This window comes from Anaerococcus porci, assembly GCF_009696575.1.
In the GTDB taxonomy this organism is placed as follows: domain Bacteria; phylum Bacillota; class Clostridia; order Tissierellales; family Peptoniphilaceae; genus Anaerococcus; species Anaerococcus porci.
The window spans coordinates 26,689-51,142 of the sequence record NZ_VULQ01000003.1; the positions used below are offsets into that span (position 1 = coordinate 26,689).

The 24,454-nt window shown below is 30.7% G+C and carries 16 protein-coding genes and 1 riboswitch; of the genes, 3 read left to right on the forward strand and 13 right to left on the reverse strand.

Translation table 11 applies throughout. From position 1 onward, the window contains the following. Nucleotides 1–456 precede the first annotated feature (456 nt). The 5 genes from FYJ26_RS03350 to thrS form a co-directional block, all read right to left on the reverse strand. Entirely contained in the window at nt 457–5,847 is a 5,391-nt protein-coding gene (locus tag FYJ26_RS03350) for an endo-alpha-N-acetylgalactosaminidase family protein (RefSeq protein ID WP_154539595.1), read from the reverse strand. Nucleotides 5,848–6,153: 306 nt separating this feature from the next. Further along, nucleotides 6,154–7,512 carry an MATE family efflux transporter gene (locus FYJ26_RS03355; RefSeq protein WP_154539597.1) on the reverse strand — a complete coding sequence of 453 codons (1,359 nt, stop codon included), beginning with the start codon at nt 7,510–7,512 and terminating at the stop codon, nt 6,154–6,156. Nucleotides 7,513–7,631: 119 nt separating this feature from the next. Continuing rightward, nucleotides 7,632–8,822 (reverse strand): peptidoglycan bridge formation glycyltransferase FemA/FemB family protein, encoded by a 1,191-nt coding sequence (locus FYJ26_RS03360; protein WP_154539599.1) that lies wholly within the window; start codon nt 8,820–8,822, stop codon nt 7,632–7,634. Between the two features lie 128 nt (nt 8,823–8,950). After that, nucleotides 8,951–10,129 carry a carboxylate--amine ligase gene (locus FYJ26_RS03365; RefSeq protein WP_154539601.1) on the reverse strand — a complete coding sequence of 393 codons (1,179 nt, stop codon included), beginning with the start codon at nt 10,127–10,129 and terminating at the stop codon, nt 8,951–8,953. Nucleotides 10,130–10,137: 8 nt separating this feature from the next. Next, entirely contained in the window at nt 10,138–12,063 is a 1,926-nt protein-coding gene (gene thrS / locus FYJ26_RS03370) for a threonine--tRNA ligase (protein WP_154539603.1), read from the reverse strand. A 542-nt stretch (nt 12,064–12,605) separates the two neighbouring features. Here thrS and FYJ26_RS03375 point away from each other — a divergent pair. The 3 genes from FYJ26_RS03375 to FYJ26_RS03385 all read left to right on the forward strand — a co-directional run bounded on the left by FYJ26_RS03375 (nt 12,606) and on the right by FYJ26_RS03385 (nt 15,861). After that, nucleotides 12,606–13,307 carry a GntR family transcriptional regulator gene (locus FYJ26_RS03375; RefSeq protein WP_154539605.1) on the forward strand — a complete coding sequence of 234 codons (702 nt, stop codon included), beginning with the start codon at nt 12,606–12,608 and terminating at the stop codon, nt 13,305–13,307. 733 nt (nt 13,308–14,040) lie between these two features. Further along, nucleotides 14,041–14,982: a 2-keto-3-deoxygluconate permease gene (locus FYJ26_RS03380; RefSeq protein WP_154539607.1), complete on the forward strand. Its 942-nt coding sequence runs from the start codon at nt 14,041–14,043 to the stop codon at nt 14,980–14,982. 208 nt (nt 14,983–15,190) lie between these two features. Further along, a riboswitch (THF riboswitch) is annotated at nt 15,191–15,271 on the forward strand. A 41-nt stretch (nt 15,272–15,312) separates the two neighbouring features. Next, on the forward strand, nt 15,313–15,861 hold the full coding sequence (locus tag FYJ26_RS03385; RefSeq protein ID WP_154539609.1) for a folate family ECF transporter S component: 549 nt from the start codon (nt 15,313–15,315) through the stop codon (nt 15,859–15,861). Between the two features lie 126 nt (nt 15,862–15,987). On the opposite strand, the gene FYJ26_RS03390 is transcribed toward FYJ26_RS03385, so the two are convergent. From FYJ26_RS03390 to FYJ26_RS03425, 8 genes are all read right to left on the reverse strand, one after another. Next, complete coding sequence (locus FYJ26_RS03390; protein ID WP_154539611.1) at nt 15,988–16,689, reverse strand: GntR family transcriptional regulator; 702 nt, start codon at nt 16,687–16,689, stop codon at nt 15,988–15,990. After that, complete coding sequence (locus tag FYJ26_RS03395; RefSeq protein WP_154539613.1) at nt 16,690–17,820, reverse strand: SIS domain-containing protein; 1,131 nt, start codon at nt 17,818–17,820, stop codon at nt 16,690–16,692. A gap of 92 nt (nt 17,821–17,912) precedes the next feature. Then, nucleotides 17,913–19,019, reverse strand: a complete 1,107-nt coding sequence (locus FYJ26_RS03400; RefSeq protein WP_154539615.1) for an ABC transporter ATP-binding protein — start codon at nt 19,017–19,019, stop codon at nt 17,913–17,915. Then, nucleotides 19,012–20,262, reverse strand: a complete 1,251-nt coding sequence (locus FYJ26_RS03405) for a Gfo/Idh/MocA family protein (protein ID WP_154539617.1) — start codon at nt 20,260–20,262, stop codon at nt 19,012–19,014. The genes FYJ26_RS03400 and FYJ26_RS03405 overlap by 8 nt, the downstream gene beginning before the upstream one ends. 3 nt (nt 20,263–20,265) lie before the next feature. Then, entirely contained in the window at nt 20,266–21,096 is an 831-nt protein-coding gene (locus FYJ26_RS03410; RefSeq protein ID WP_229771204.1) for a carbohydrate ABC transporter permease, read from the reverse strand. Further along, nucleotides 21,086–21,997: a carbohydrate ABC transporter permease gene (locus FYJ26_RS03415; protein ID WP_154539619.1), complete on the reverse strand. Its 912-nt coding sequence runs from the start codon at nt 21,995–21,997 to the stop codon at nt 21,086–21,088. Before FYJ26_RS03415 ends, FYJ26_RS03410 begins: the two co-directional genes overlap by 11 nt. Nucleotides 21,998–22,016: 19 nt before the next feature. Then, the gene (locus FYJ26_RS03420; protein ID WP_154539621.1) at nt 22,017–23,300 is read right to left on the reverse strand and encodes an ABC transporter substrate-binding protein; all 1,284 of its coding nucleotides are present in this window, start codon (nt 23,298–23,300) and stop codon (nt 22,017–22,019) included. Between the two features lie 173 nt (nt 23,301–23,473). After that, complete coding sequence (locus tag FYJ26_RS03425) at nt 23,474–24,454, reverse strand: tagatose 1,6-diphosphate aldolase (protein ID WP_154539623.1); 981 nt, start codon at nt 24,452–24,454, stop codon at nt 23,474–23,476.

Below are 24,454 nucleotides of genomic sequence, written 5' to 3' on the forward strand. Positions count from 1 at the left end.
TTAAATCTGTGATAAATAATTTAGTATCTTATAAAAATCCTAAAAAAGAATAATATTAAATAAGGAAGCTGTATAATATGTTTTTCTATAGTACATCATTTTATTTCTTATTTTGTTAGCATTTTTTCTTGACATAAGTTTTATCCTAATTAGCTTTTTAGCCTAACTATGAGATTTTTATACATAAATTTTACACAGTCATATAAAATTAAAAGGGGCTGTTGCAAAATTATGAATTTCTATCGTTGCATCATTTCAAGTTACTCCTAGACAATTTGAGAATAGCCTGCCGGCTCATGGAGGCCAAATTGTCGTAGAGGGACTTGAAATGATATTACAACGATTAATTCATTTTGCAACAGCCCCCTTTCAATTTGCGTCTAAGACTTCTTTAATTATTTAATTTATTGAGTCTTTAGATGCTATTTTTTAAAGAGGATTAAAGTATTACTATTATTATTTTCTTTTTTTACTTATAAATAGTCCAAGCATTGCACTAAAAAGACTTGCTAGGGATAGTTTAAGTGAGTTTATACCTGTTTTAGGGTTATTAGATTTTTTCTTTTCTCCAACATATTTAAAATCGGTTTTTGTCTTTTTAGATTTGACTTTCATTTTAATTCTTTCTGGTTTTTCTTCTTTTAAAAGTCTTATATAGTATTTACCATCATTACCCTTTCTTATAATATATAGCTTGTTAAGCTTTGAATTTTTGATTATAGCTTCTGCCTGTTTTATCGCATCTGATTTTTTATCAAATCCCTTATCCAAGTTGAAAGTATCTTCTGTAGCTTTTTCGTCTACTACTATTTTATCATCTGAAGGTTTTTCTTGATTTTTTTCATTATTTTTGTTTGTTTTTTCTTTCTCTTTATCTTCTTCTATTTGTTTTAAAATCTTTTCAAAAGAATCATGACTTATTAGGTCATTTTCTTTTAGGTAATCGAAGTTTTCCTTTAATAAGTCAAAGCTCTTATTATTACTATCTTTTATAACTAGAAGTAGCTTATCATAGTCTATAGCCTTATGACCTTCATTTGTATTTTCAAGTCCAAAGATAAATTCTGCTGCTGATAGGAACTTGTTGGCTTGATCACCATAAGTTTCTGTTGGGGTGATTATTATTTTCTTAGCAATAATTGCTTTTTCAAATTCTAAAGTCTTAGCACTTGCATCATTTGCGTAGTCTTTAAATTCTAATATTCGTGAATTATTTTTATCATCAATTATTTCTAATTTTCCTGCTTTTATTCTACCATTTGCTCCAGATTGTCTTGGAAGATAGGTGAAGTTTTTGATTAGAATTGGCTTAATTAGTTCAACAGTTGCACTTTCTCCAATTGAAATATTTTGCCAAGGTGAATGCCAAATCGTGCTAGAATCTCCATCAAAAGCATTTTCAAGTTCTTCTCCACCTTGTGCGACTGCATACAAGTTTTCTATATCTTCAATGTTTATATATTTTTTTGTAAGTTTAAGTTCATTTTGTTTCGTGTAGACATCGTCTATGAGTTTTTGTAAGTCTTCTGGATTTATATCTTCACTTGCTATTACAAGCTTAGCTAGGGCGTCTTGGTAGGTCTTTACTGATTTTTCATCATAGATTGAAAGGTCTTTTTCTGTATAAAAGTTTCCAAAGAAATTTTCTTTTAATAAACTTGATGATAGTTCTACCTTTCTTATTAAAAGATTATCTAACATAAAGTCCTTGTAAGATCGGAAGTTTGCTTCATTTCCACCACTTGCTTTTGTATCAGCAGGTTCAGTAGTTGAAAGTATTCCAATCCACCTTTGTTTACCACCTTCTACCAAGAATTTAGCCCTCTTACCGCTTTCTTCCTTACCATCTTCCCAGCTTTTTCCTAGGGAATATACTCTTAAGTTTTGTGGATTAGTATATTCTCCATCTCCTATTACAAAAGCATAAGTTCCATCACTTCCTGCCTCATAGTCAAAGGCAACTTGATAGATATATCCTTCTTCAAATCTAAAGTTTTGTGGAATTGTTTGATAAACCAATCTATTTCTTCCTGTTAAACCATTGGTCTTAAGTGACCAATTTCCATCTATTACATCATTTATAACTTTTCCATTCCATCCTTTTTGGGTGTATGGAGCATTCTTTTCTGCAAGATGGGTTCTATTGTCTTCTACCCCTTCAACTCCTCCTATTACAAATGGGAAGATACCTTGTCCAACTTGTTCAAAATCTTGGAAGAAGTCTCCTTCTTTGAGATCATGATTATTTCCATACATTTGTGACTTGTTTTCAAACACTCTCAAATCATCAAAGTAGCTTGCCCCTCTTCCAGTTTCCCTTCTTAGAGTAAGAGTAACATCTTCTGGATTATCTCCAGTTGTAAAGTATACATACATATTTTGGAAGTAAGATTTATTATCCACTGTTGCAGACTTATCCCATGTATTATGAGCATTGGCCTTTACATAGTTTAGAGCAATTGATTTTTCTGTATAGTTTGAGTAAGTTTTAGAATTTGATTTTATATCAATAAAGGCTTTTGCATCTGACCTATTGTCTACTCCAACATAGATTGCATATTGAGTATTGGCCTTAAGTCCTTTAATATTTTGTGTAAGAGATACTTCATCTTCGTTATCAGCTATCTTAAGCATAGGGTTTGCACCTTGAGATAAGACAACTTGGACTTTTTCTTTATCTCCCTTTATATCCCAGTGGTCTAAAGACTTGGAGTTAAATCCAACATCTTCTATTCCCATAGCTTCTGACCATTTAATGTCTTCTTTTTTTGCATTTTCTTTATAGATTACATAGGCAGTGTTTGCCTTAGCATCTAACTCTATTTTTCCATTTTTTATCTCTATTACTTTTTCATTTTTCTTTCCTAAATCTGTAAGCTCATATAAATAAACTTTGCCACTCCATCCATCAAGAACATCCCAACTAGTCTTTCCGCCTTCTGGATTAAAGTGGTATAATTTTTCTATTCCTTCAAACTCCCATGGAAGAAGATATTTTCCTTCATCAAAAACTACTTTGCCATTTAACTTCATCGTTCTTTGCATGTATCCTTCATCATTTAGGTCATTTGATTTTCTATTTATAATAAGCTCATCAAATCCATTTTCTTTTTCATTTCTAAGCTTTATTTCCATCTCTGGTGTCCACTTGTAAGATTCACCATTATCACTCATATCAACTGCTTTTCCATTTTTCCATTCATAAACCCTGTAGTGTTGAACGAATTTAGTTGGAAGATTTGTTTTAAAGATATTTCTTATAAAACCTGCCCAATCATTTCTTCCTTGCCAGCCTTCAAAGTCTATCATGTCATAACCACCTAAAAGTGGATTAACTGCGGCTCCACCATAGGCTGGGTAATTTCCAACCCATGAATCTTTTTGATGATTTCTTAAAAATCTAACTATATTTGAGTTGATTCCCTTAAGCGAATAACCACCGTATGTTAGATCTGCTGCCCAATGTTGGAAAGTAGAGTCATACTCTCCAGCAAAGCCCCATTCGAAAGCCGCTCTCCAGCCTAAATCATTAAGCTCTTTTGAAAGCTGATGACTTGCCCATGCATTGTTATTTCCTGATTGACCATTACCCCATACATCTACATATATAAAATCAAGCCTATCTCCAACGATTTTCTTTAAATCTTCAAATCTATTAAAACGTCCATAAGCTAAATCATAAGCTGCATCTATATTTATGCCTTGGTCAAGCCAATTCCAACCATAGGCAAAATTTCCATTTCTATCTTTTCTTAGCCTATCTGGTGTGAAATATTTACTTTCTGGATAGGTTTCTGATGCATTTACATGGATTCCAATTCTTGCTCCATACTTTTTTCCTAATTCTAAAAGCTTATTAAAATCTTCTGCTCCACCCATTCTCTTACCTATATCAGCATAGTTTAGATGACCTGAGTCATGACCTTCTGATCCATATCCTTTTAAAAGAACCATTTGTCCAAGTCCATCCGTATTTAGGTAAACTTTCTTAATCCCATCAATACTTGTTAAGAATGGATTTTGGGCTTGAGAACCAAAGTTCATGGCTATTCTTTGACCTACTAAGTCTTTTACGTATTCATGACCCATTGGGTTATTCATTATATCCCTATAGGCTATGGCTCCATCTTGCCAGTCGATTTTACCATCATCATTTAAGTCATCTGCAAAAGCAATCTTTGCTGATGGTTTTATCCAAGTTCTTTCATCAAATACTTTGTAGCTACCATCTTTATTTTTATAGGCAAGTTGGTAGATGTAGGAAGATGAGTTTATTCCTAAGAAATTTTCATCCCCATAAGTTTTCTTTTCTATGGTAAGCCTAGTATAATCATCTGATCCACCACCATAGTTAAATTGAGAATTTGACCACACAGCTACTGAAAGATTCTTATTGGTTACAAATCCATACATGTAACCTTTCTCTTCTATATCATTCATAGGATTATCAACATCTATATGGACATCTCCCCTTTTATGTGTATTTACACTCATTCTAGCCCCATCAAAAGCGGCGCCTTCATCCTTACTTGATACAGATGCTAGAAAATTATCCTTAAAATCAATAGTTGAGATTAGTTTTTGAGGATTATCAATTGTTTCTCCTGCCTTAATATTGTTATTATTTACAATATCTACTATATTAAAGTGTAATTGATTTTTAAGAACTTTCATCCTTACATCTAAGATAGTATCTATGAAAAACTCCTCATTTTTAATACTTAGGGTATATTTTGCTTCATTTCTGCTAATTTTTTCATACTTAACATTTGGTTTTACTTCTACACCATTTATAGTGAGGGTATCTGCAAAGTTAGGATTTGCCTTAAAGGTCTTTCCTTTATAAGAATATTCTTTAACTCTTGGAAAAAGTGTATCTATGCTAGCCTTTATATCATCTGCTTCTATGCTATCATAAATGGCCTTAGAATCATCTATCTTAGCTCCCTTTTCAAATATTTTTTCTTCTTCTTTTACATTTTCTTGATTGTCTGTCTTGACTAGGACATTAGTAAGTTCTCCATTAAAAGAACCTAATTTTAAAAGAAGAGTCCTATTTTCAATCAAGGCATCGAATACATTTTTAGGAATAACTGTCGTATCAAATACTGCCTTGCCATTGTTTGTCGCATTGAGTTGCCCATCCTTTTTGATAGATATAGATAAGGAATTTTTCTCGCCTATTTTTGGAGTTTGAACTCTTGCTCCCTTATAATAGTCCCCATTTCCATCAAATTTATATTCCCAAAACCATCCGGCTCTGTCATATCCTACAAATATATTATTCTTATAATCTTTGTGGTAGAGGAATACTCCAAATCTCGATTCCTTTTCCTTTGATTTGTCAATAAAGTCAATATTTACATTGGTATTCCCAGAAGGATCTGACATAAGTCCTTCCTTTTTAAAGGTGGCAGTATTTGCTCCGTTGTCATTTTCTTTTGTTGATTTAAGTTCATTATAGTGGCTACCATCTAGTTTGGTTTCCTTAACCTCTCCTTTTTGAGATGTTTTTTCCCATTCTATAACTTCTTTACTGGTATCGTTTTTCTCAGTAGTATTTAAATCATTCTCAGTATTTTCTTCTAAATCTTTTTTTATATCTTCTTTTGTATTTTTATTTACTTCTTCTTTTGTATTTTCTTCGGCTTTATTAGAATTGTCTTCTGCTATGGACTCGTCTTTTTTAAGCTCTTTTATAACTTCTTTATTTTCTATGTTTGAGTCATTTACTACATCTTCTTGTGCAAAAGACTCACTAGAAGCTATAGTTAAAACTGATAAGGAAATAACACAAGCTAGAATTTTTTTAGGTAGTTTGTTCTTGACAAGATATTTTTCTTTCATATCGTCTCCTTTATATCGTTTTCCTAATAATTGAAAGTATGGTAATTACCACTTCTTATATCATAAAGGAATTATTTTTCTTTGTCAAACGTTTTTTTGATAAATGGTCACTATTAGAGCTTATAAGTGCTTTTTGACAAAGAAAAGAGGCTGTTGCAAAATTATGAATTTCTATCCTTGCATCATTACAAATTACTCACAGACAATTGAGGATAGCTTAACATCTCATGGATGTAAAATTGTCGTGGAGGAGCTTGTAATAATTTTGGAAAGATTAGTCATTCTGCTACAGTCCCATTTTTTAATTTATAGATTTTTTTCGATTTTTTGCTTATAGTCACGTCTTAAAAAATATACACAATAAAATGCCGCAAAAAATTCTGCTATTATAAAGGATATCCAAATCATATTTATATTTCCTGTCCTTTCTCTTATAAAGTACATAAGAGGAAGAAGGATTATAAATTGCCTTAAGAAAGGTTCAAATAAAGCTACTCCAGATGATGATAAGGATTGAAAAATTGAAGCACATACTATGGAGAATCCTACTGGTAGGTAGGATATTGAAATTATCCTAATCATAGGTACTCCTATATCCATCATCTTTGGTGTTGCTGAAAACAACTTAAGTATAGGTACTGGAAATACCATAAAAATTATCATGCCAAAAACTATCATAATAGTTGCTGCAGATATAGATAATTTTATAGCTTCTTTTATTCTTTTCTCATTGCCTGCCCCAAAGTTATAAGAAACTATAGGTACCATGGCATTTGATATACCTAAAACCGGCATGAATTCGAAACTTTGCAACTTAAACATTACCCCATATGCTGCTATAGCTGATTGACCAAAACCTGCAAGAATTGTATTTATGAAAAATACTGCAAAAGAAGTTATAGCATTCATTAAAGCTGCTGGAAGTCCTATAGCAAAAATCTCCTTTAAAATAAGATGAGATACAGAAAATCCCCTAAACCTAAATCTTATTTCCTTATTCTTTCTTATATTTAGTCCTAGTCCAACTAAAGCTCCTATGATTTGACCTAAGACTGTAGCGATTGCTGCACCCTTAACTCCCAATTTTGGAAAACCAAAAAGACCAAATATAAAAATCGGATCAAGTATTATATTTATAATTGCTCCAATTCCTTGAGTTATCATTGTATAAAAAGTAAGACCTGTCGATTGGAGGAGTTTTTCAAAAAGAATTTGGAAAAATACACCCATAGAAAATAAGCAAACTATATATAAATAATCTATCCCATAGGATATGATTTCAGGATCTTTTGTTTGCATTCTTATAAAAGGTTCTACAAAAAATAAGGCAATAATAACAAATACAAATGATAAAATACCTGCTAGCATAAGTCCATGGACTGCAACACTTGATGCCTCATCTTTCTTATTCATGCCCAAATACCTAGATAAAAGGGCTGACACACCTACTGATATACCTACTCCAAAGGCTATAATTACATTTTGTACGGGAAATGAAATTGTAACTGCTGTAAGAGCCTTTTCTGAAAGCCTTGCTACAAATATTGAGTCTACTATGTTATATATAGCTTGAACAAGCATTGATATAATAATGGGAATACTCATCTCAAACAAGAGCTTGCCCATAGGCATATTCCCTAACTTTTGTGATTTTACTTCTGCCATCTAATCTCCTTTCAAAAAATAAAAATAACGGCAAGTGCCGCTATTTAAATACCTATATACTTACTTTATTAAATTTAATGAATATTGCAAGTCATTTTCAAAGTTTTTTACATTTTATTTTAGATGTTACTTAATTTATTTTTACTTTTTTTTAAAAATAAAAGACTCTTATATTTTTTTGGAAATGGATAATAGATAAAAGCCCCTGTTTTCCTTACTATATATCCATTAAAGTTTTGTTTAAACCTTAAAACTCCATCTGAACCATCATAAACCCCATCTATCCCAAAGAAATTATAGGTTTTAATTCCTCTTTTCATAATTCTTTTCATCGCTTCAAATTGTAGGATAAATGGTCCTGGAAGTTTTTGATATTTTGTTAAAGATCCCCCTAAGAAATATATAGCTTGATTGTTTTGATAAACTAGGATCATATTAGCAAGAGGAATTATATCACGACTTGCATCTTCTTTTAAATCTTTTAAGCTTTCTATTTCATTTTTTAAAGAATCTCTTCTTTGCTTATTCTTATTATTCTCTTTTATACCAGATAGTATTTCTTCAAGTCTTTTTATAGAATTATTTAAGTTAATTTCTGCTACTAGAAACTCTTTTTTATCGGAAAACTCATCATAGAAAGTATTATAATAGTCTATAGACTTATCCCCAAAGCCTTGTCTTTTAGCAGTTTCAAGGGTTAAACTTTTAAAATCTTCCATTTCATTTTTTTTAATTTCCCTAACTCTTATATCAAGCTCCTTAGCTTTTTTTATTTTTCTTTGGGCATTTTTATTAAATGAATTCAAAAGATTATCATAGTCATCTGGTAGAAAATCAGACAAATCTTTTACGAATTGATAATCAGGTGATCCATCATATTCAGGAACTGTCCCATCATTTCTTATATATCCAAGCTCTTGCATCTTATAGAAGGTAGAATAGTCTTCATCTGTTAATGGCTTTCCCTCTTGGTCATACTTTCTGAAATCTTTGTCAAGCTTTATTACAAGTTTTAAATATCCATTTTCTTTGGCATAATCTTTCATTTTATCATAGAAGAGATATTCATATTTTTCATTATAAGAACTTGCACCTACCATAAAGTCAATTCTTTTCCCGCCGAGAAAATTTCTAATAAAGCTAAGACCAACAGCAAAAATTTCTTCATCCTCTACGAGAGCTAGAAGTTTAGTTTCCCTATTATTACTTTCTAAAGAAGCTTTCATTTCACTAGTTTGCAAAAAAGAATAAGTTTCTACTTTCTTTAAAAAATCATCATATTTATTTCTTGAAATTTCTTTTATTACCATAATTGCCTTTCCTATTTAACTCTTATTATATATATGATATCATATATTAGCTCAATTAATAAATAAGAGCAATTTATATATTTTAAAATCCCTATAAAAACAAATAACGGCCGAGGCCGTTATTATTCTTATCCAAAAATTTCTTTTTCAGATTTTCTTATATGTCTTTTTAAAATTATTTTTCTTTCAAAAGAGTTATCATATTCCATTATATTTGGATTGGCTGTGTTTATTACTCTTTCTTTATCATTAAATTCATCTAATAGACTCTTGTCCATATGCTCTTCTAAGCATTTTTCACTTAATTTTATTAGCCTAAATTTCTTAGATGGCTCTACCAATTCACTTTTTCCATATCCTAAATCATTTATAGCAAGTTCAATTAAATTTACTCCAGCAAGAGTAGAGTAATAGAATGTCCTACCTTGTCTTTGGTTCATCTCTAAAACAAAGATTTCTCCAGTATTTGAATCCATCTTAAAATCCAAGTTAAATAAACCTACATAAGCTAGCTTATCAACTATATATTTTGCAATCTCTCTCATCTTCTCATTGTCTGCATCAACTTGAACCAGGTGATTTCCTACCGTCAAAACCCTTTTGTCAGAGATTAGATTTCTTGCAAGAACCATGGAAGTTTCACCCTTAGTAGACCTATATCCATTTAAGGAATACTCTGATCCATCTCCTCCATTTACATATTCTTGTACAATCATCTCTCCCTCGTAACCTGCCTTATAGATTTCTTTCAAAACTTTAATAGCTTCTTCTTTTGATGATATATCATAACCCTTTTGTTTTTTTTCGAAATCAAGAGCATAAAGGGCTGGGAAATCATCAGGCTTCATAAAGATATGTCCTTCAAGACTTAAGCTTTCTATATTATCTTTTCTGATAATTTCAGTTTTCGGATACCTAACCCCTATCTTATCAAGATATTCATAAAACTTTGACTTATAAAATAATTCTTTATAAATTCTTCCGAAAGGATAGGCAGCCTTACAATCAAAGTCTAACCTATCTAAATTCTTACATAGTATATTAAGATATATCTCATTAGGTGCAAAGATTATAAATATTGTATCAGGATACTTTTTTGCTTCTTCATTAAGCATAGTCACAAATTGATCATCATGACTTGAAAATCCTTTTTTATAAGTAAGGGTTGAGATTTTAGTATTTCTATAAACATTTAAAATCCCTGACCCTACCGTAACTGCCTTTTTATTAAAGGCTTCAAAGTAGCTCCTAGCTACAGAGTATGAATTATCGTCCGTACCTAAAACTAAAGCTCTTACTTCTTTCATCATATCTCCTAGAATAAAGACTTCATTGACTTGGAATCTTTTTCTTCATTTAATTTTTCAATAAATTCTTCGAATGAAACGTCTTTTGTTTCTTCTCCGTCCCTATTTCTTACTGTAAGTTTGCCAGATTCTTCTTCTTTTTCACCTACAACTAGCATGTAGTTTGTTCTCATAAGTTGAGCTTGTCTAATCTTATAGCCTACACCCTCACTTCTGTGGTCAACTTCTACTCTAAAACCTTCTTTTTCGATTTTTTTACATAAGTCATCAGCAAAATCAGAATATTTATCAGATACTGGAATTATAACAACTTGTTTAGGATTAATCCAAAGAGGGAATCTTCCTGCAAATTGTTCTGTAATAGATCCTATAAATCTTTCAATAGAACCTAAAAGAGCTCTGTGAAGCATAACTGGTCTTTGTTTTTCACCATTTTCATCTACATATGTTAGGTCAAAGTTTTGTGGCAATTGGAAATCAAGTTGAATTGTTCCACATTGCCATGTTCTTTTAGCCGCATCTTCTAAGTGGAAATCAATCTTTGGACCATAAAATGCTCCATCTTTTGGATTTATTTGATATTCAATTCCACGTTCTATTAAAGCATCTTCTAGGGCCTTTTCTGCAAAGTTCCACTCTTCAATCTTACCCATAAAGTCATCTGGTCTTGTTGAAAGCTCGATTTTATATTTGAAACCAAATGTAGAATAAAGTAAATCGGCAAGGTCAATCATCTTAAATACCTCATCCTTTACTTGACTTGGTAGGCAGTATACATGAGCATCGTCTTGAGTAAATGTTCTTACTCTGAAAAGTCCATGTAAAGCACCTGAAAGTTCATGTCTGTGAACTTGGCCATATTCTGCAAGTCTTATAGGAAGATCTCTATATGAATGTGGTTCTTCTCCATATACTAATACTGAACCTGGACAGTTCATAGGTTTTATTGCATAATTCTCACCATCTATTTTTGTAAAATACATGTTTTCTTTGTAGTGATCCCAGTGACCTGACCTATGCCATAGTTCTTCATTCATAATTAATGGTGTTTTTATTTCTCCATAACCATTTTTCTCAAGTACTTTTGTCCACCAATTTAAAAGCTCATGTCTTAGAATCATTCCATTTTCTTTGAAAAATGGGAATCCTGGAGCTTCCTCATGGAAAGAGAATAGGTTCATTTCCTTACCTATTTTCCTATGATCACGTCTTTTGGCTTCTTCTTGTAATTGTATATATTCATCTAATTGTTTCTTCTTCTCAAAACTTATACCATAAATTCTTTGAAGCATCTTCCTATCAGAATCTCCTCTCCAATAAGCACCAGCTATTGATTTAAGTTTGATAGCCTTTATAGCTTTTGTTGAAAGAAGGTGTGGTCCTCTACAAAGGTCAACAAATACACCATCTCCCATATCATATATTGTAATCAACTCATCTTTTGGAAGATCTTCTATCAATTCAACCTTATAGTCTTGACCTTCTTTCTTGAAATATGATAGGGCATCTTCCCTTGAAATTTCTTTTCTTTCAATTTTGAGGTCTTTTTTTGCAATTTCTTTCATTTTTGCTTCGATTTTTTCTAAATCTTCTGGAACAAACCTATGCTCTAAATCTACATCATAGTAGAATCCATCATTTATAGCAGGTCCTATAGCAAATTTAGCATCAGGCCAGATTTCTTTTATAGCTGCTGCCATTAAGTGGCTTGATGTATGCCAAAATATCTCTTTTCCTTCTTCATCATCAAATTTAACTACTCTAAAATCACAATCTTCATTAATTGGCTCAGCATAGCCTTTAACTTCACCATTTACAACAGCACCAAGAGCTGATCTAAAAAGTCCTTCAGAGATATCTTTTGTAACATCTCCTACTCTTACTCCATCTTCATATTCTTTTACATTTCCATCTGGCAATTTTACATCCACCATATTCTCTCTCCTTATTCTTTAATAATTACTTTTAAATAATAAAAAAGACACATCATCCCAAAGGACGATGTGTCGTGGTTCCACCTTAATTTAAACTCATTAATGTTTTATCGCAGACCTTGCGCTTCCTATTAAGGAAAATATCGGGGGTGGTCTTCAGAATAGTCTTTAATAGAAAGCTTTCAGCTTCTGCTTTCCTCTCTGTAAAAAAGTAAAATCCCTACTCTTCCCTTCAAATACTTATATGAAACTTATGTTTACATAATACTACAAAAAAATTTAATTGCAAATAATTTTTAAAAAAGTTTATTTGCCTAAGAAAATATTTATAAGAATAAAAATCTATTGTAACTTATATAAGCATGAGTTATGATTTTTATCTTTCCAAATAAGAACTTCTCTTTTACCTAAATAAATTCTTATCTTAATAAATAATGTTTAATTCTGATTATTTTTCATAAAAAATATTGCTAATCGAAAAATATTTTCACAATTTATATAGTATGTGATATAATACACGCATGATTAAATAAGGAGTTATTATGGTTTTAACTAATACAAAAATTAAAAGAAAATTTATAAAGGATGAAGCTTACGATATAATCTCCGAGCAAATTATAAGGGGTGAGTTAATGCCTAAGACAAGACTTAGGATAAATGACTTATCTAAAGACTTGGGGATTTCTAGAACTCCTGTAAGGGAGGCCTTATTAAAGCTTGAAGATGAGGGACTTGTTATGACTAAGGCAAATAGGTGGACTATGGTTGCCCCTATTAATATCAAAGAAACCTTGGATATCTATCCAATTATTTCAAGTTTAGAATGTCTTTCACTTAGGTTAGGTTTTAAAAGGATTGATGAAAAAATAATTAAAAAATTAGAAGATGTTAATGAAAAGATTAAACTTAAAAGTAAGGAAAAAGACCAACTTGAAATTTTAAAACTTGACGAAAAATTTCACAAGATTATTATAGACTCGTCTTTAAATGATGAAATTTATCCTATAATTGAGGGTCTTAAGAGAAAGGTAAAAAGAGTTGAAATTTACTTTTTTGAAAGCCATAAGGATCAATTTACAACTTATGAGGAACATAAAAAGCTTATTGAGTACTTAAAGGATAAAGATTTTGAAAAATCTATAAATGCCCTAAGAAAAAACTGGGTCAATACCCTTGATAGTCTTGACGAAATTACTGAAGACATTGAGGTAGATAGTGATGAAGATTTGTTACCAAATAATTAAATTATTAAGAATAAAATTATTTTAAATATAGTATACTGTCAAACTTAATTAAGATAGGCCATTTTCTAATCTTTTATAAATATAATACTTAAGATAAAGGATATAGCTTTTTAACAGTAATAGTAGCTATCTAATAGGCTTACAACTTTCTTGTAAGAGTCAATATTTGCCAAATGTAATTAATTTTGTGTACAATATTGATCCAAATTTATACTTCAAAGATTTGCAAATATGGTAAAATTTTAAAATCAACTTATTCTTAGTTTTTGCTATCTTATTTTACTACAGATATAAGTTAATTATGATAGTGATTTTACTTTAATAGATTTAAATTAAGGCTTTGTGTAAATTTTCTATTTTTAGGCTTTAAATTTTCACAACGCTTTTAATTTTAACTAATATTAAAATGACCTCTTCTTTAATAAGTAAGTTTACAACAAAATGTATATTTAACTTATCATTTACAATTTTAATGCTATATTTATACTATATGATATTATTGAAAATATATTCTAAATTATTTTTATTATTATAATTAATTATTCATTACTTACTTCAATGATATATCTATATTTTTTATTGCTCCCTAAACCTGACAAGGATTTAGGGAAACAGTAATCCAAATTTAAATAATAATTAAGTTTTGAAATTTTCTTAATATTAGATTAGGAAAATTATTTTTTATTTAATATTAGTGATTTTGGGTATCAATTTATAGTTAGGAGATGATTATATGCTTAAATTCATGAAAAAAATCCCGGGCGGACTACTTTTAATACCAATGCTTATATCCGCCCTTTTTCATACTTTTTTGCCTGACTTTTTTGTGGTGCCAGGCATAACAGAAGCCATTTTTACCACAAAAGGAACTAATTATATAGTAGGACTTATTTGTTTTTTATCTTCAACTGCTATTGATATAAAAAATATAAGCAAGGTTTTAAAAAAACAAGGTACAATCCTGCTTCTTAAGATTTTCCTTTGCTTTATATTTGGAATAATTTTTATAAAAATCTTTGGACTTGATGGAGTCTTTGGCATATCTGCCCTAGCCTTTATTACTTGCATTTGTTCTATTAACCCATCCCTTTACCTTGCCCTATCTCACGACTATGGAAATAAAGATGATGAAGCAGCCTTTGGTCTTACAGGAATTCTTTGTGTACCAGCCTTTCCTATCTTGGTTTATTCTATATCTAAATCATCTGCGATAGATTGGACACCTGTAATATCTGTACTTATACCAATTGTACTTGGAATATTGATAGGAAATCTTGATAAAGATATGGCTAAATTCTTCACACCTGCTGTAACTATCCTTACTCCTTTTATGGGTTGGTCTTTTGGAGCAGGAATAAATATTATAGAGGCCCTAAAAGCAGGCCCTCAAGGAATACTTGTTACAATATTATTTTACCTATTGATATTTCCTCCAATATTTTTCTATGAGAGAAAAATCCTTAAGGAAAATGGAATTACAACATTTGGTATATCTTCCATAGCAGGACTTTCTGTATCAGTTCCAACTATAATTGCCCATACAGATAAGAGTATAGGCCTTATAGCCAATACTGCTACAGCTCAAATAGCCCTAGGAGTTGTCCTAACAAGTATTATAACTCCAATTCTTACGGGCATTTATACAGACAAGAAAAAAATAAAGAAAAATACTTAAAAAGAATAGAGTCTGTTGCAAAATTATAAATTTCTAATGTTTCATCATTACAAGTTACTCATAGACAATTTGAGAATACTTCTATCTCAATGAAGTCCAATTGTCGTGGATGATGTTATAATGGCTTTGGAAAGATTGATTCATTTCTGCAAATGTCTTCTTTACTTTTTTTAGTATATGTACTATAATTATAAACAAAATATAAATTGGTAGAGTAGGACTAAAGCGTTAAGTGCTAGAAAATGGGATGTTGTTTCTAGACGAAAGATTTTAGTCCGCATCCGCTACCATCATATCCTATGATGGCAGACTACCGAATAGGAGGAATTTTTGAAAAATCTTAAAAACATTAGAACTATGATATTGCTATCATTTTTTATAGCCTTATCAGTTGTAGTATCCAAATTTTTTTCTATCACTACAATGAGCCAAAAGGTTGGTCTTGGCTTTATAGTTACAGCCCTTATGTGCTCAATTTTTAATCCATCACTTGCAGTTATTGCATCTATAATAATTGATCTTGTGGCAAATCTTTTATTCCCAACTCCTGGAGGTTTTTACCTTCCCTTTGTTATTACTAAGATTGCTTCTGCCCTTATCTATACTTTCTTTTTGTATAGAAAAGAGATTACAAGAAAAAACATCATATGTGCAACTACTCTAAACACCTTGATTACAAGCTTATTTTTAAATACAATCTGGGTAAGCCAGCTTACTGGAAATCCCTTTATAAGCCAATTTTTATTAAGGATACCCTCTATGGCCTTTAACTATGTCTTACACACCATAGTTTTAGTTATAATCTTGCCAAAACTTGCACATCTATTAAGAAAAGAAGTAAAAAGACTAGGTGCTCAGCCAGAAAATGCACCTTATTAAAAATTTTTAAAAACAGGGATTATTGAAATTAACCCATAATATGGGATAAGTTCATATAGGCCCTGTTTTTTAGTCTATTATTTATTAAATTTTCATTTTTCTTAAAATCTCTTTTGAAAAATAAATTTATTGAGGTTTATATGAAGTTTCATAATAGAACATGTCTCCTCTAGCATAGGATATAGTATACTCTATTATATTTTCTTCAATATCAAATGTTGTTCTAATAATCTTAAGGCAGGGACTATTTTTTTTAAGTCCTAAGGACTTTGCCATCTCACTATCAAGCTCTGATACTGAAAATCTCTCCTTAATTTGGTAAATATTTACCTTAAAGTTTTCCCTAAATATATCATATAGGGCCTTTTTTTCTAGTAAATTTTTATCTACTTGAGAAAACCTCCCATAGGGAATAGTAGTTTTTTCATACATCATCGGCACATTATCTGCCAACCTTAGTCTGTCAAATTGTATGACTTTTTCCTTATCTTTTAACTTCATTTTATCCTTTAATTTATTATTTGCATCTCTTATGGCATAGTCTACTACTAAAGACTTAGGCGTTTTGCCATTTTTCTTAGTTTGCTCTGTAAAGGAATAGTAGTTTGATAAGTTTTCCCTATCTCTTTCTCTTATAAAGGTTCCCTTTCCCTGAATTTGGTAAAGGATACCTGAATTTACAAGATAGCCTATAGCATTTCTTACGGTTGTTCTTGAAACATCGTAGTCTTTACAAAGTTGCCTTTCTGAAGGAAGCTTATCTCCATTATTCATTATGGCAATCTTTTCCAAAAGTTCATCTATAAGCTTTGTATAAAGAGCTGACATTTATTTATATTCATGAATTGTAACGCCTTTTACAACTCTGTTTACTGTGTTTGATCTAGAAGGATTGTCAGGTCTATTACCCACCCTTAAACTTGTAACTAGAGCAAATATTTGGGCAATTACTATATATACTATAGAAAGATAAGCATCATTTAAGTCATCTGATTCAAAAATAAGCTCATAATCTCTATCAAGATTGGAATTTGCAATTCCTATCAACTTTTTAGCTATACCGTCATTATATACTTCGTCTAAAACATCAAGATCATATAGTCTTGTATAAGCATTTGATGATACAAAAGAAACTAATAGGGTATTTTCGTCTATGAATGATTTTGGACCATGTCTAAATCCCATAGAAGAATCCCAAATTGTAGCAACCTCTCCTGCTGTAAGCTCTAAAATTTTAAGTCTTGCTTCCTTGGTAAGCTTTCCTAAAGGACCTGAACCAAGATATACAACCCTATTAAAATCAAAGTTTACTAAGTCTTCTAGTTCATCTATTCTAGCATAAATTTCTTTTCCAAGTTTTGAAAGCTTTTCTACAATTTCCTTTTTATTTTCACTCTTTGAATCGAATATCAAAAGAGTTGCTAAAAGCATAGATGAAAATGAGTTTGTCATGGCAAAACCCTTATCATTTGTAATTTCAGGCTCTAAAAATACATAAGAGTTAGGATCATCATATAGACCTTTTGCAAGCTCACCATCTTTTGCACAAGTTATAGGTAGGTTGTAGAAATCATCCACTAATTGTTGCCCTAATTTAACTGCAGCTAAAGATTCTGGGGAGTTTCCACTTCTTGCAAAGGAAACTAAAAGAGTCTTTTGATCTTTTTGAAAGTGTAGGTAAGGGGAAGAAACTAAGTCTGTTGTAGCTACTGATTCAAAGTTAAAATCACCATGAGTCTTAAGATAGTCTACAGCTACATTCCCAACATATTCGCTAGTTCCTGCTCCTGTAAATATTACCTTAGTGTCTTTGCCAAGTTTTTCTAAAAATTTATCAATATCGCCTTTTCTTTCTTCATACAGGCTATACACATCAAGCCAAGTATCAGCTTGGTTTAGAATCTCAGTATAGGTGTTTTTAAAGTCTTTTTCTTCTAATTTGTTTTTATCCAATAGCATAATAACCTCCTGTATTGGTAACTACCATTACTTTAAGTGTATACGATTCCAAGTTTCATGTCAAGATTAGAGACTAAAAATAGCTTTGGAATTTAAATTTTATTATCTATTCTTTTTCCTGTTTCAGGATCAAATAAGAATATTTTATCACTATTTAAATATACACTGATTTCTTGATCTATATCATAAGATAAGTTATCAAAATCTCTAATAATTATCTCATTTCCATTAAAATCTGTATATATTACCTTTTCGCTTCCCAGAGATTCAACAACAACGACTTTTGTTTTGATTTCTATATCTTTTTCACTATTTCTTTTAATATTTATATGTTCAGGTCTTATAGCAAGTTTAATATTACTTTTACCAAAAGCCTTAATAGTATATGACTTAATATTTGTAAAAAGCTCTTCTGGAAAATTTACTAAGCTATTTTCTAATTTAACTTCTTTTTCATCTATATACATATTAAGCATATTTATCCTAGGAGAACCTATAAAACCAGCTACAAATTCGTTGATTGGATTTTCATAAAGATTAACTGGACTGTCTACTTGTTGAATTATTCCATCTTTCATTACTACAATCCTGTCCCCCAAGGTCATAGCCTCAGTTTGGTCATGAGTTACATATATAAATGTTGTATTGAGCTCTTTATGTAGTTTATTTATCTCAGTTCTCATTTGAGTCCTAAGTTTTGCATCTAAATTACTTAAAGGCTCATCCATTAAAAACACTTCCGGATTTCTCACCATTGCTCGACCTAAAGCTACTCTTTGGTTTTGTCCACCTGATAATTGGCTAGGTTTTCTGTCAAGATAAGATTCTAATTGCAATAACTTAGCAGCCTGACTTATTTTTTCTTTAATTTCTTCTTTAGAAAATTTTTGATTTTTTAAAGCATATGCCATGTTATTATATACAGTCATATGTGGATATAAAGCATAATTTTGAAAAACCATGGCAATATTTCTATCTTTAGGTTCTACATCATTGATTACCTTGCCATTTATTTTAATTTCTCCACTACTTATGTCTTCAAGGCCTGCTAACATCCTCAAGGTTGTGGATTTTCCACAACCTGATGGGCCTACAAATACAATAAATTCATTGTTTTGTACACATAAATTAAAATCTGTTACAGCATGATATCCATTTTCATATATTTTATTTACATTAATAAATTCTATATTACTCATCTAGTCTCCTAATGAAATCATCAATTTCAACAACTTTTGATTCTTTTCTTGCCTGTTCTGATGCAAAACACATCATGTGACTCATTATAGATTCTTCTGCTCCAGTTTTAACAACTTCACTTTCTCCATGACATGCTTCATAAAAGGCTTTTATTATTCCATAGTCTGCTCCGCCATGACCTGAAGCATTGCTTATAACTTGGTATCTTTCTTCTTTATAGCTTTTAAATCTTTTAACCTTAATTATTTGATCACAGTCATCTGCTATAATTTCACCTTCTGTGCCCATAATCTTAATATTTCTATGTACATCATTAGAAAAGGCTGAAAGATTAAATACCACTTCAACATCATCTTCAAATTCTATGGAGATTGCTTGATGATCACATACGTTGTTATCACATTTATAAACACATCTTCCATAAGGTCCTTCTCTTAAAGCTTTCTCCAGACCCTCTTTTGTCCTTGTAACATCAACAACATCGCGCCAGCCAAGTCCTGGATATCCTGTATAGAAGTCCTTAACCGAAAATACACATGTATCTTTATACTTACAATCAAGACACCTATCTGCTGCACCACTAGGTTCATTTTCTTTTTTAAAATAAGATAGTTTCCCAAAAGATGTAATATATTTTGGTTTTTTTCCTGTAAGGTATATTAAAATATCCATATCATGGCATGATTTTTGTAGAATTAAAGGTGAAGATAGATCTTCATTTCTCCAATTTCCTCTTACAAAAGAATGAGCAAAGTGAAAATATCCTATATTTTCATTATGATTTATAGAAAGAACTCTTCCTATGGCATTAGAGTCTATAAGTTCTTTGATTTTTACAAAAAATGGTGAGTATCTTAAGACATGACATATCATAAATACCCTATCCTTTTTCTTAGCTTTTTTGGCAATATTGAATACTTCATGAGCGTTTGGACTTATTGGTTTTTCAAGCAATATATTTAAATCATAATCTAAAGCTTTCATACATACGTCATAATGATCCCTATCTGGTGTTGCTATTATTAAGGTATCCACAAATCTTTCTTCATCCATTTTTTCAAAAAAATCTTTATAGTCTGTAAATATGTAGCAATCATCAATATTAAATTCTTTTTTACAAGCTTCAAGCTTTTTCTCATCAATATCTACAAAAGATTTTATTTCTACATCCCCATATTCTCTTAAAAGTCTGGCATAGGCAATTCTTCCCCTATGTCCTGCTCCAATTACTCCTAATTTCATAGTTTATCCTTTCATTCCACTTGTTGCTAAACTTTCTATAAATTGCTTTTGAAATATAGCAAATAATAATATCATAGGCCAAATTGAGATAAGAGCACTAGCCATATAAACAGGGTAATTTACTGCATATTGTCCTGTTGAAGCTAAGTTTGCTAATCCTACTGATAGAGTTTGTTTCTCTGGTAAAGTATTAACTATTAATGGCCACATTAAATTGTTCCATGTAAATAATAAACAAGTTATTATCAGTGTAACTATGCCTGGCTTCACTATAGGAAGGCATATATCTTTAAAGATTTTAAATTGTCCAGACCCATCTATTCTAGCAGCCTCCTCCAATTCTTTAGGTATTTGGCTAAAGAATTGTCTCATTAAAAATGTGCCAAAAGCTGAAAACATAGAAGGTAAGACCAAAGCTGTTATTGTATTTAGTAATCTTAATTTATTCATTATTTGAAATTGTGGTACTAAAAATATTTGTGAAGGTACCATTAAGATTGACATGATAAGAATAAATATTGCATTTTTAAACGGGAAATCTATCCTCGCAAATGCGTATCCAGCCATAGTGCACATTGTCACCTGTCCTATTGTTGTAATTACAGCATATAATACTGTGTTCTTAAATAGAACTGGGAAATTTAGCTTACTTAAACTTTCCGAAAAATTTGATATTTGAGGGCTACTTGGAAATATCTTTGGAGGAATTTGCATAGATTCACTAAGTGTTTTTAAAGATGTAAGTATCATCCATAAAAATGGCAAAACAGTAAATACTATACCTATTAGAAGTACTACATGTATCATGATTTTTCTCCAACCTTTAATTTTCAATTCCACCCACCCACTTTCTTTGTATTTTTAATTGTAAAAATGTTAATATCATTATAATTATAAATAGAATTGTAGCTATTGCGGCTCCATATCCCTTTCTACCAAAATCAATAGCTGATTGATAAAATAGGTATACTATAGTTTGAGTACTCTTTAAGGCTGGAGATGTTTTTGTAATCATCATAAATACAATATCAAATACTTGAAGACTTGATATCATTGATGTTGTTAAAACAAATACTAAAGTAGGGGCTACTAAGGGAACAGTGATAGTGAAAAATTGTTTAATTTCACTTGCTCCATCTAATTTAGCAGCTTCATAATATTGTTTAGGAATAGACTGCATCCCCGCAAGAAAATAAACTATATTCATACCTAAACTCATCCAAATTCCAACAACTATAATACACAACAAAGCCGTATCATTATCAGCTATCCATGCTCTAGGTTCTCCACCAAAAAGCATTATAAATTGATTTAATAAACCATATTGTCCATTGTAAATCCATTTCCAAATCATAGCTACCGCTGCAGGCATTGTTACTGCTGGCAAAAAATATAAGGTTCTATAAATTCCTACTCCCTTAATATTTTTATTCAATAAATTAGCTATAGACATTGATATAAGAACAGAGATTGGAACTGTGATTATAGTATATTTTAGAGTATTTCTTAAAGATAGATAAAAATTTTCATCTTTAAATAACTCTTTATAATTATCAAATCCTACAGGATTCCAAACTCCAAATGAATTCAAGTCTGTGAACGAATAAAAAATATTTTGAAAAAAAGGAATTATAAAAAATATAGTTAATCCCAACAATACTGGGAGTATCATTAGATACCCCCACATTGCCAAGCGAAGATTATATTTTTTTCTTTTCTTTTTTTTAATCTTCATATAATCACATTCCTATTGATTAATTTTGTTCCTTTTCTAAGGCATCATTCATTTTTTGGGCTAAATCTTTCAAAACATCCTTTACTGGTTTATTAAATGAATACATCTCATTTATTGCATCTTCTTCATATGCATTCCAAACAGGTGTATTTTTACTAACTGGGTATGGAACAGAGTATTCCAATTCGTCTACAAAAGCTTTTAGATTCTTATCAGGATAAGATTTTTCCCAAGTTTCCAAAACTTTATTGTTAGCTGGTATAACAGTAGCTTTTTCAGCCCACATTTCATTTACTTCTTTGGAGCCAAGATAAGCTAAAAAGTCTAAGGCTTGATCTTTGTTTTTTGAACCCTTTGCTAAACAATATGAAAGACCATGAATAGTAGCAGCTCTTTCTTTAATTTTAGGCATTATTTCAAGATCTATATCTTTACTTATATTTTCATCACCTAAATATTCTGGAATCCTCCAACTTCCTGAATAAATCATAGCTATCTTACCAGCCTTAAACAAATCTGTATCATTGGTATCTGTAAGTGTTTTAAGATCCGGTGAATATCCTTTTTCTCCTATATCAATCCATCTTTGAATACCATCATAAGCTTCTTCTGTGTCATAGCCTGACTTTGTCTTATCTTTATTGATAATATATCCACCACATTGAGGTATAGTATCATAATATCCTTCTTGAGTCGCAGGTTTAAATGAAGTTCCCCAAATTCCCTTGTCCTTATCTGTTAATTGTTCTGCTGCCTTTACAAAATCATCCCAAGTCCAATCTTTGTTTGGATAACTAACGCCTTTTTCATCAAATAATTTTTTATTATAGAAAAGAGCTGTTAGATCCCAATCTTTTGGAATACCATATAAATGATTATCATATGTGTATAAGTTGATTAATCCCTCAGGATAATCTTCTTTTTTTATTCCCATCTTATCTAGATAATCATCTAGGGGTTCAATTACTCCATTACTTACAAATTTTATAAAATTAGGTCCATTCATTGTAAATATATCTGGCATAACATCACCTTGGGCTTGGGTTTCTAATTTTGTGAAATGATCTTTAAATGTTGTCTCTTCTATTTGTATATCTACTCCAGGATTTTTTTCTTCATATTTTTTTTCGATATCCTTCATTGTTGCAATTTGATCTGGATTCCACATGGCAATACGAACAACGTTTTCCCCAGATTTAGAACTCTTCTCTTCTGAGCTAGGATTTTTAGAATCTTTGTTTCCACATCCTGTAACCAATAGTGCTAACGACATACACAAGGCAAACTTTTTCCATAATTTCATATTTTTCTCCTCTCCATTCTAAGTCATAAATGATGAAATATTTATGACTTAAATGTTTTTATGTATGGTAATTACCTTATCTTTAGTATAATACAGTTCTTTAATGTAGTCAAGTTTTTTTAATATTATATAATATTAAAAATGGGCCCTATTAAGGACCCACTTGTGTTTTTTTATTCTTCAATTTTATCAAAAACTGATTTTGCTGTTTCTTTTAATACTTTGTTTAAGCTTTGTATATTATCCAAGCCTTGAGTATTTAACCATTTTATTGCATCATCATCAGATTTAGCGAATTCTTCAACTCCACCCTTCCATGTAGCTCTTCCACAAAGTACTCCATTAAATTCTGAGCCTGCTTCCTTTGCAAATTTAAGTGTTTCTTTGAATAAGTCTGCGCTTACCCCACCTGATAAGAAGATAAAAGGAATTTTGCTTATATCTGATTGTTCTTTGAAAAATTTAGAAGCTTCTTCTTGGCTATAGACAACTTCTTTTCCATATCCTTCGACAAAATTCATATTTACTGGAGTTTCAAGTTTTAAGACATCAATCTTATATCTTTCATCTTGAAAGTCTTTAACTGCTGCATTTACCTTGTGAGGTCTAACTTTTGCAAATTCAGCACTTTTACTATCTTCTATTTTTTCATCATAGACTATTAGTTCAAGGAAAAATGGAAGTCCTAAAGCTTCACATTCATAACCTATCCTTTCAATAAAGGCCTTTTTCTTATCATTTGTTTCTTTACTTTGATCTACATCATAGTAAAGAAGAATCTTTATAGCTTCTCCCCCTAGTTCTTTAAGCCTTAAAACTGAACATCCATCTATAAGTTTTGGTAGTCTTTCAGGATCATTTTTATCAAAACCAGTTACTTCATAACTAATCAAGAGTCCTGCATTTTCATCCCTTACCTTTATTGCTTCAAGTCCATATATTGGATCTAGTAAGATTGATGATGAATATTTTGTTAATTGTTTAGAAACTAATGATTTAAATCTTGAAATATCTTCTACATTGTTTAAATTTTCATCAAAAGCTCCTATCATTTTTTCCATTGAGCCTCTTTGATCTATAGCAAGGGCTGCTATTACTCCATTTTCATTAGCAAGCTTTTTTAAATTTTCTACCTTTTCTTTTGAAATTTTCAT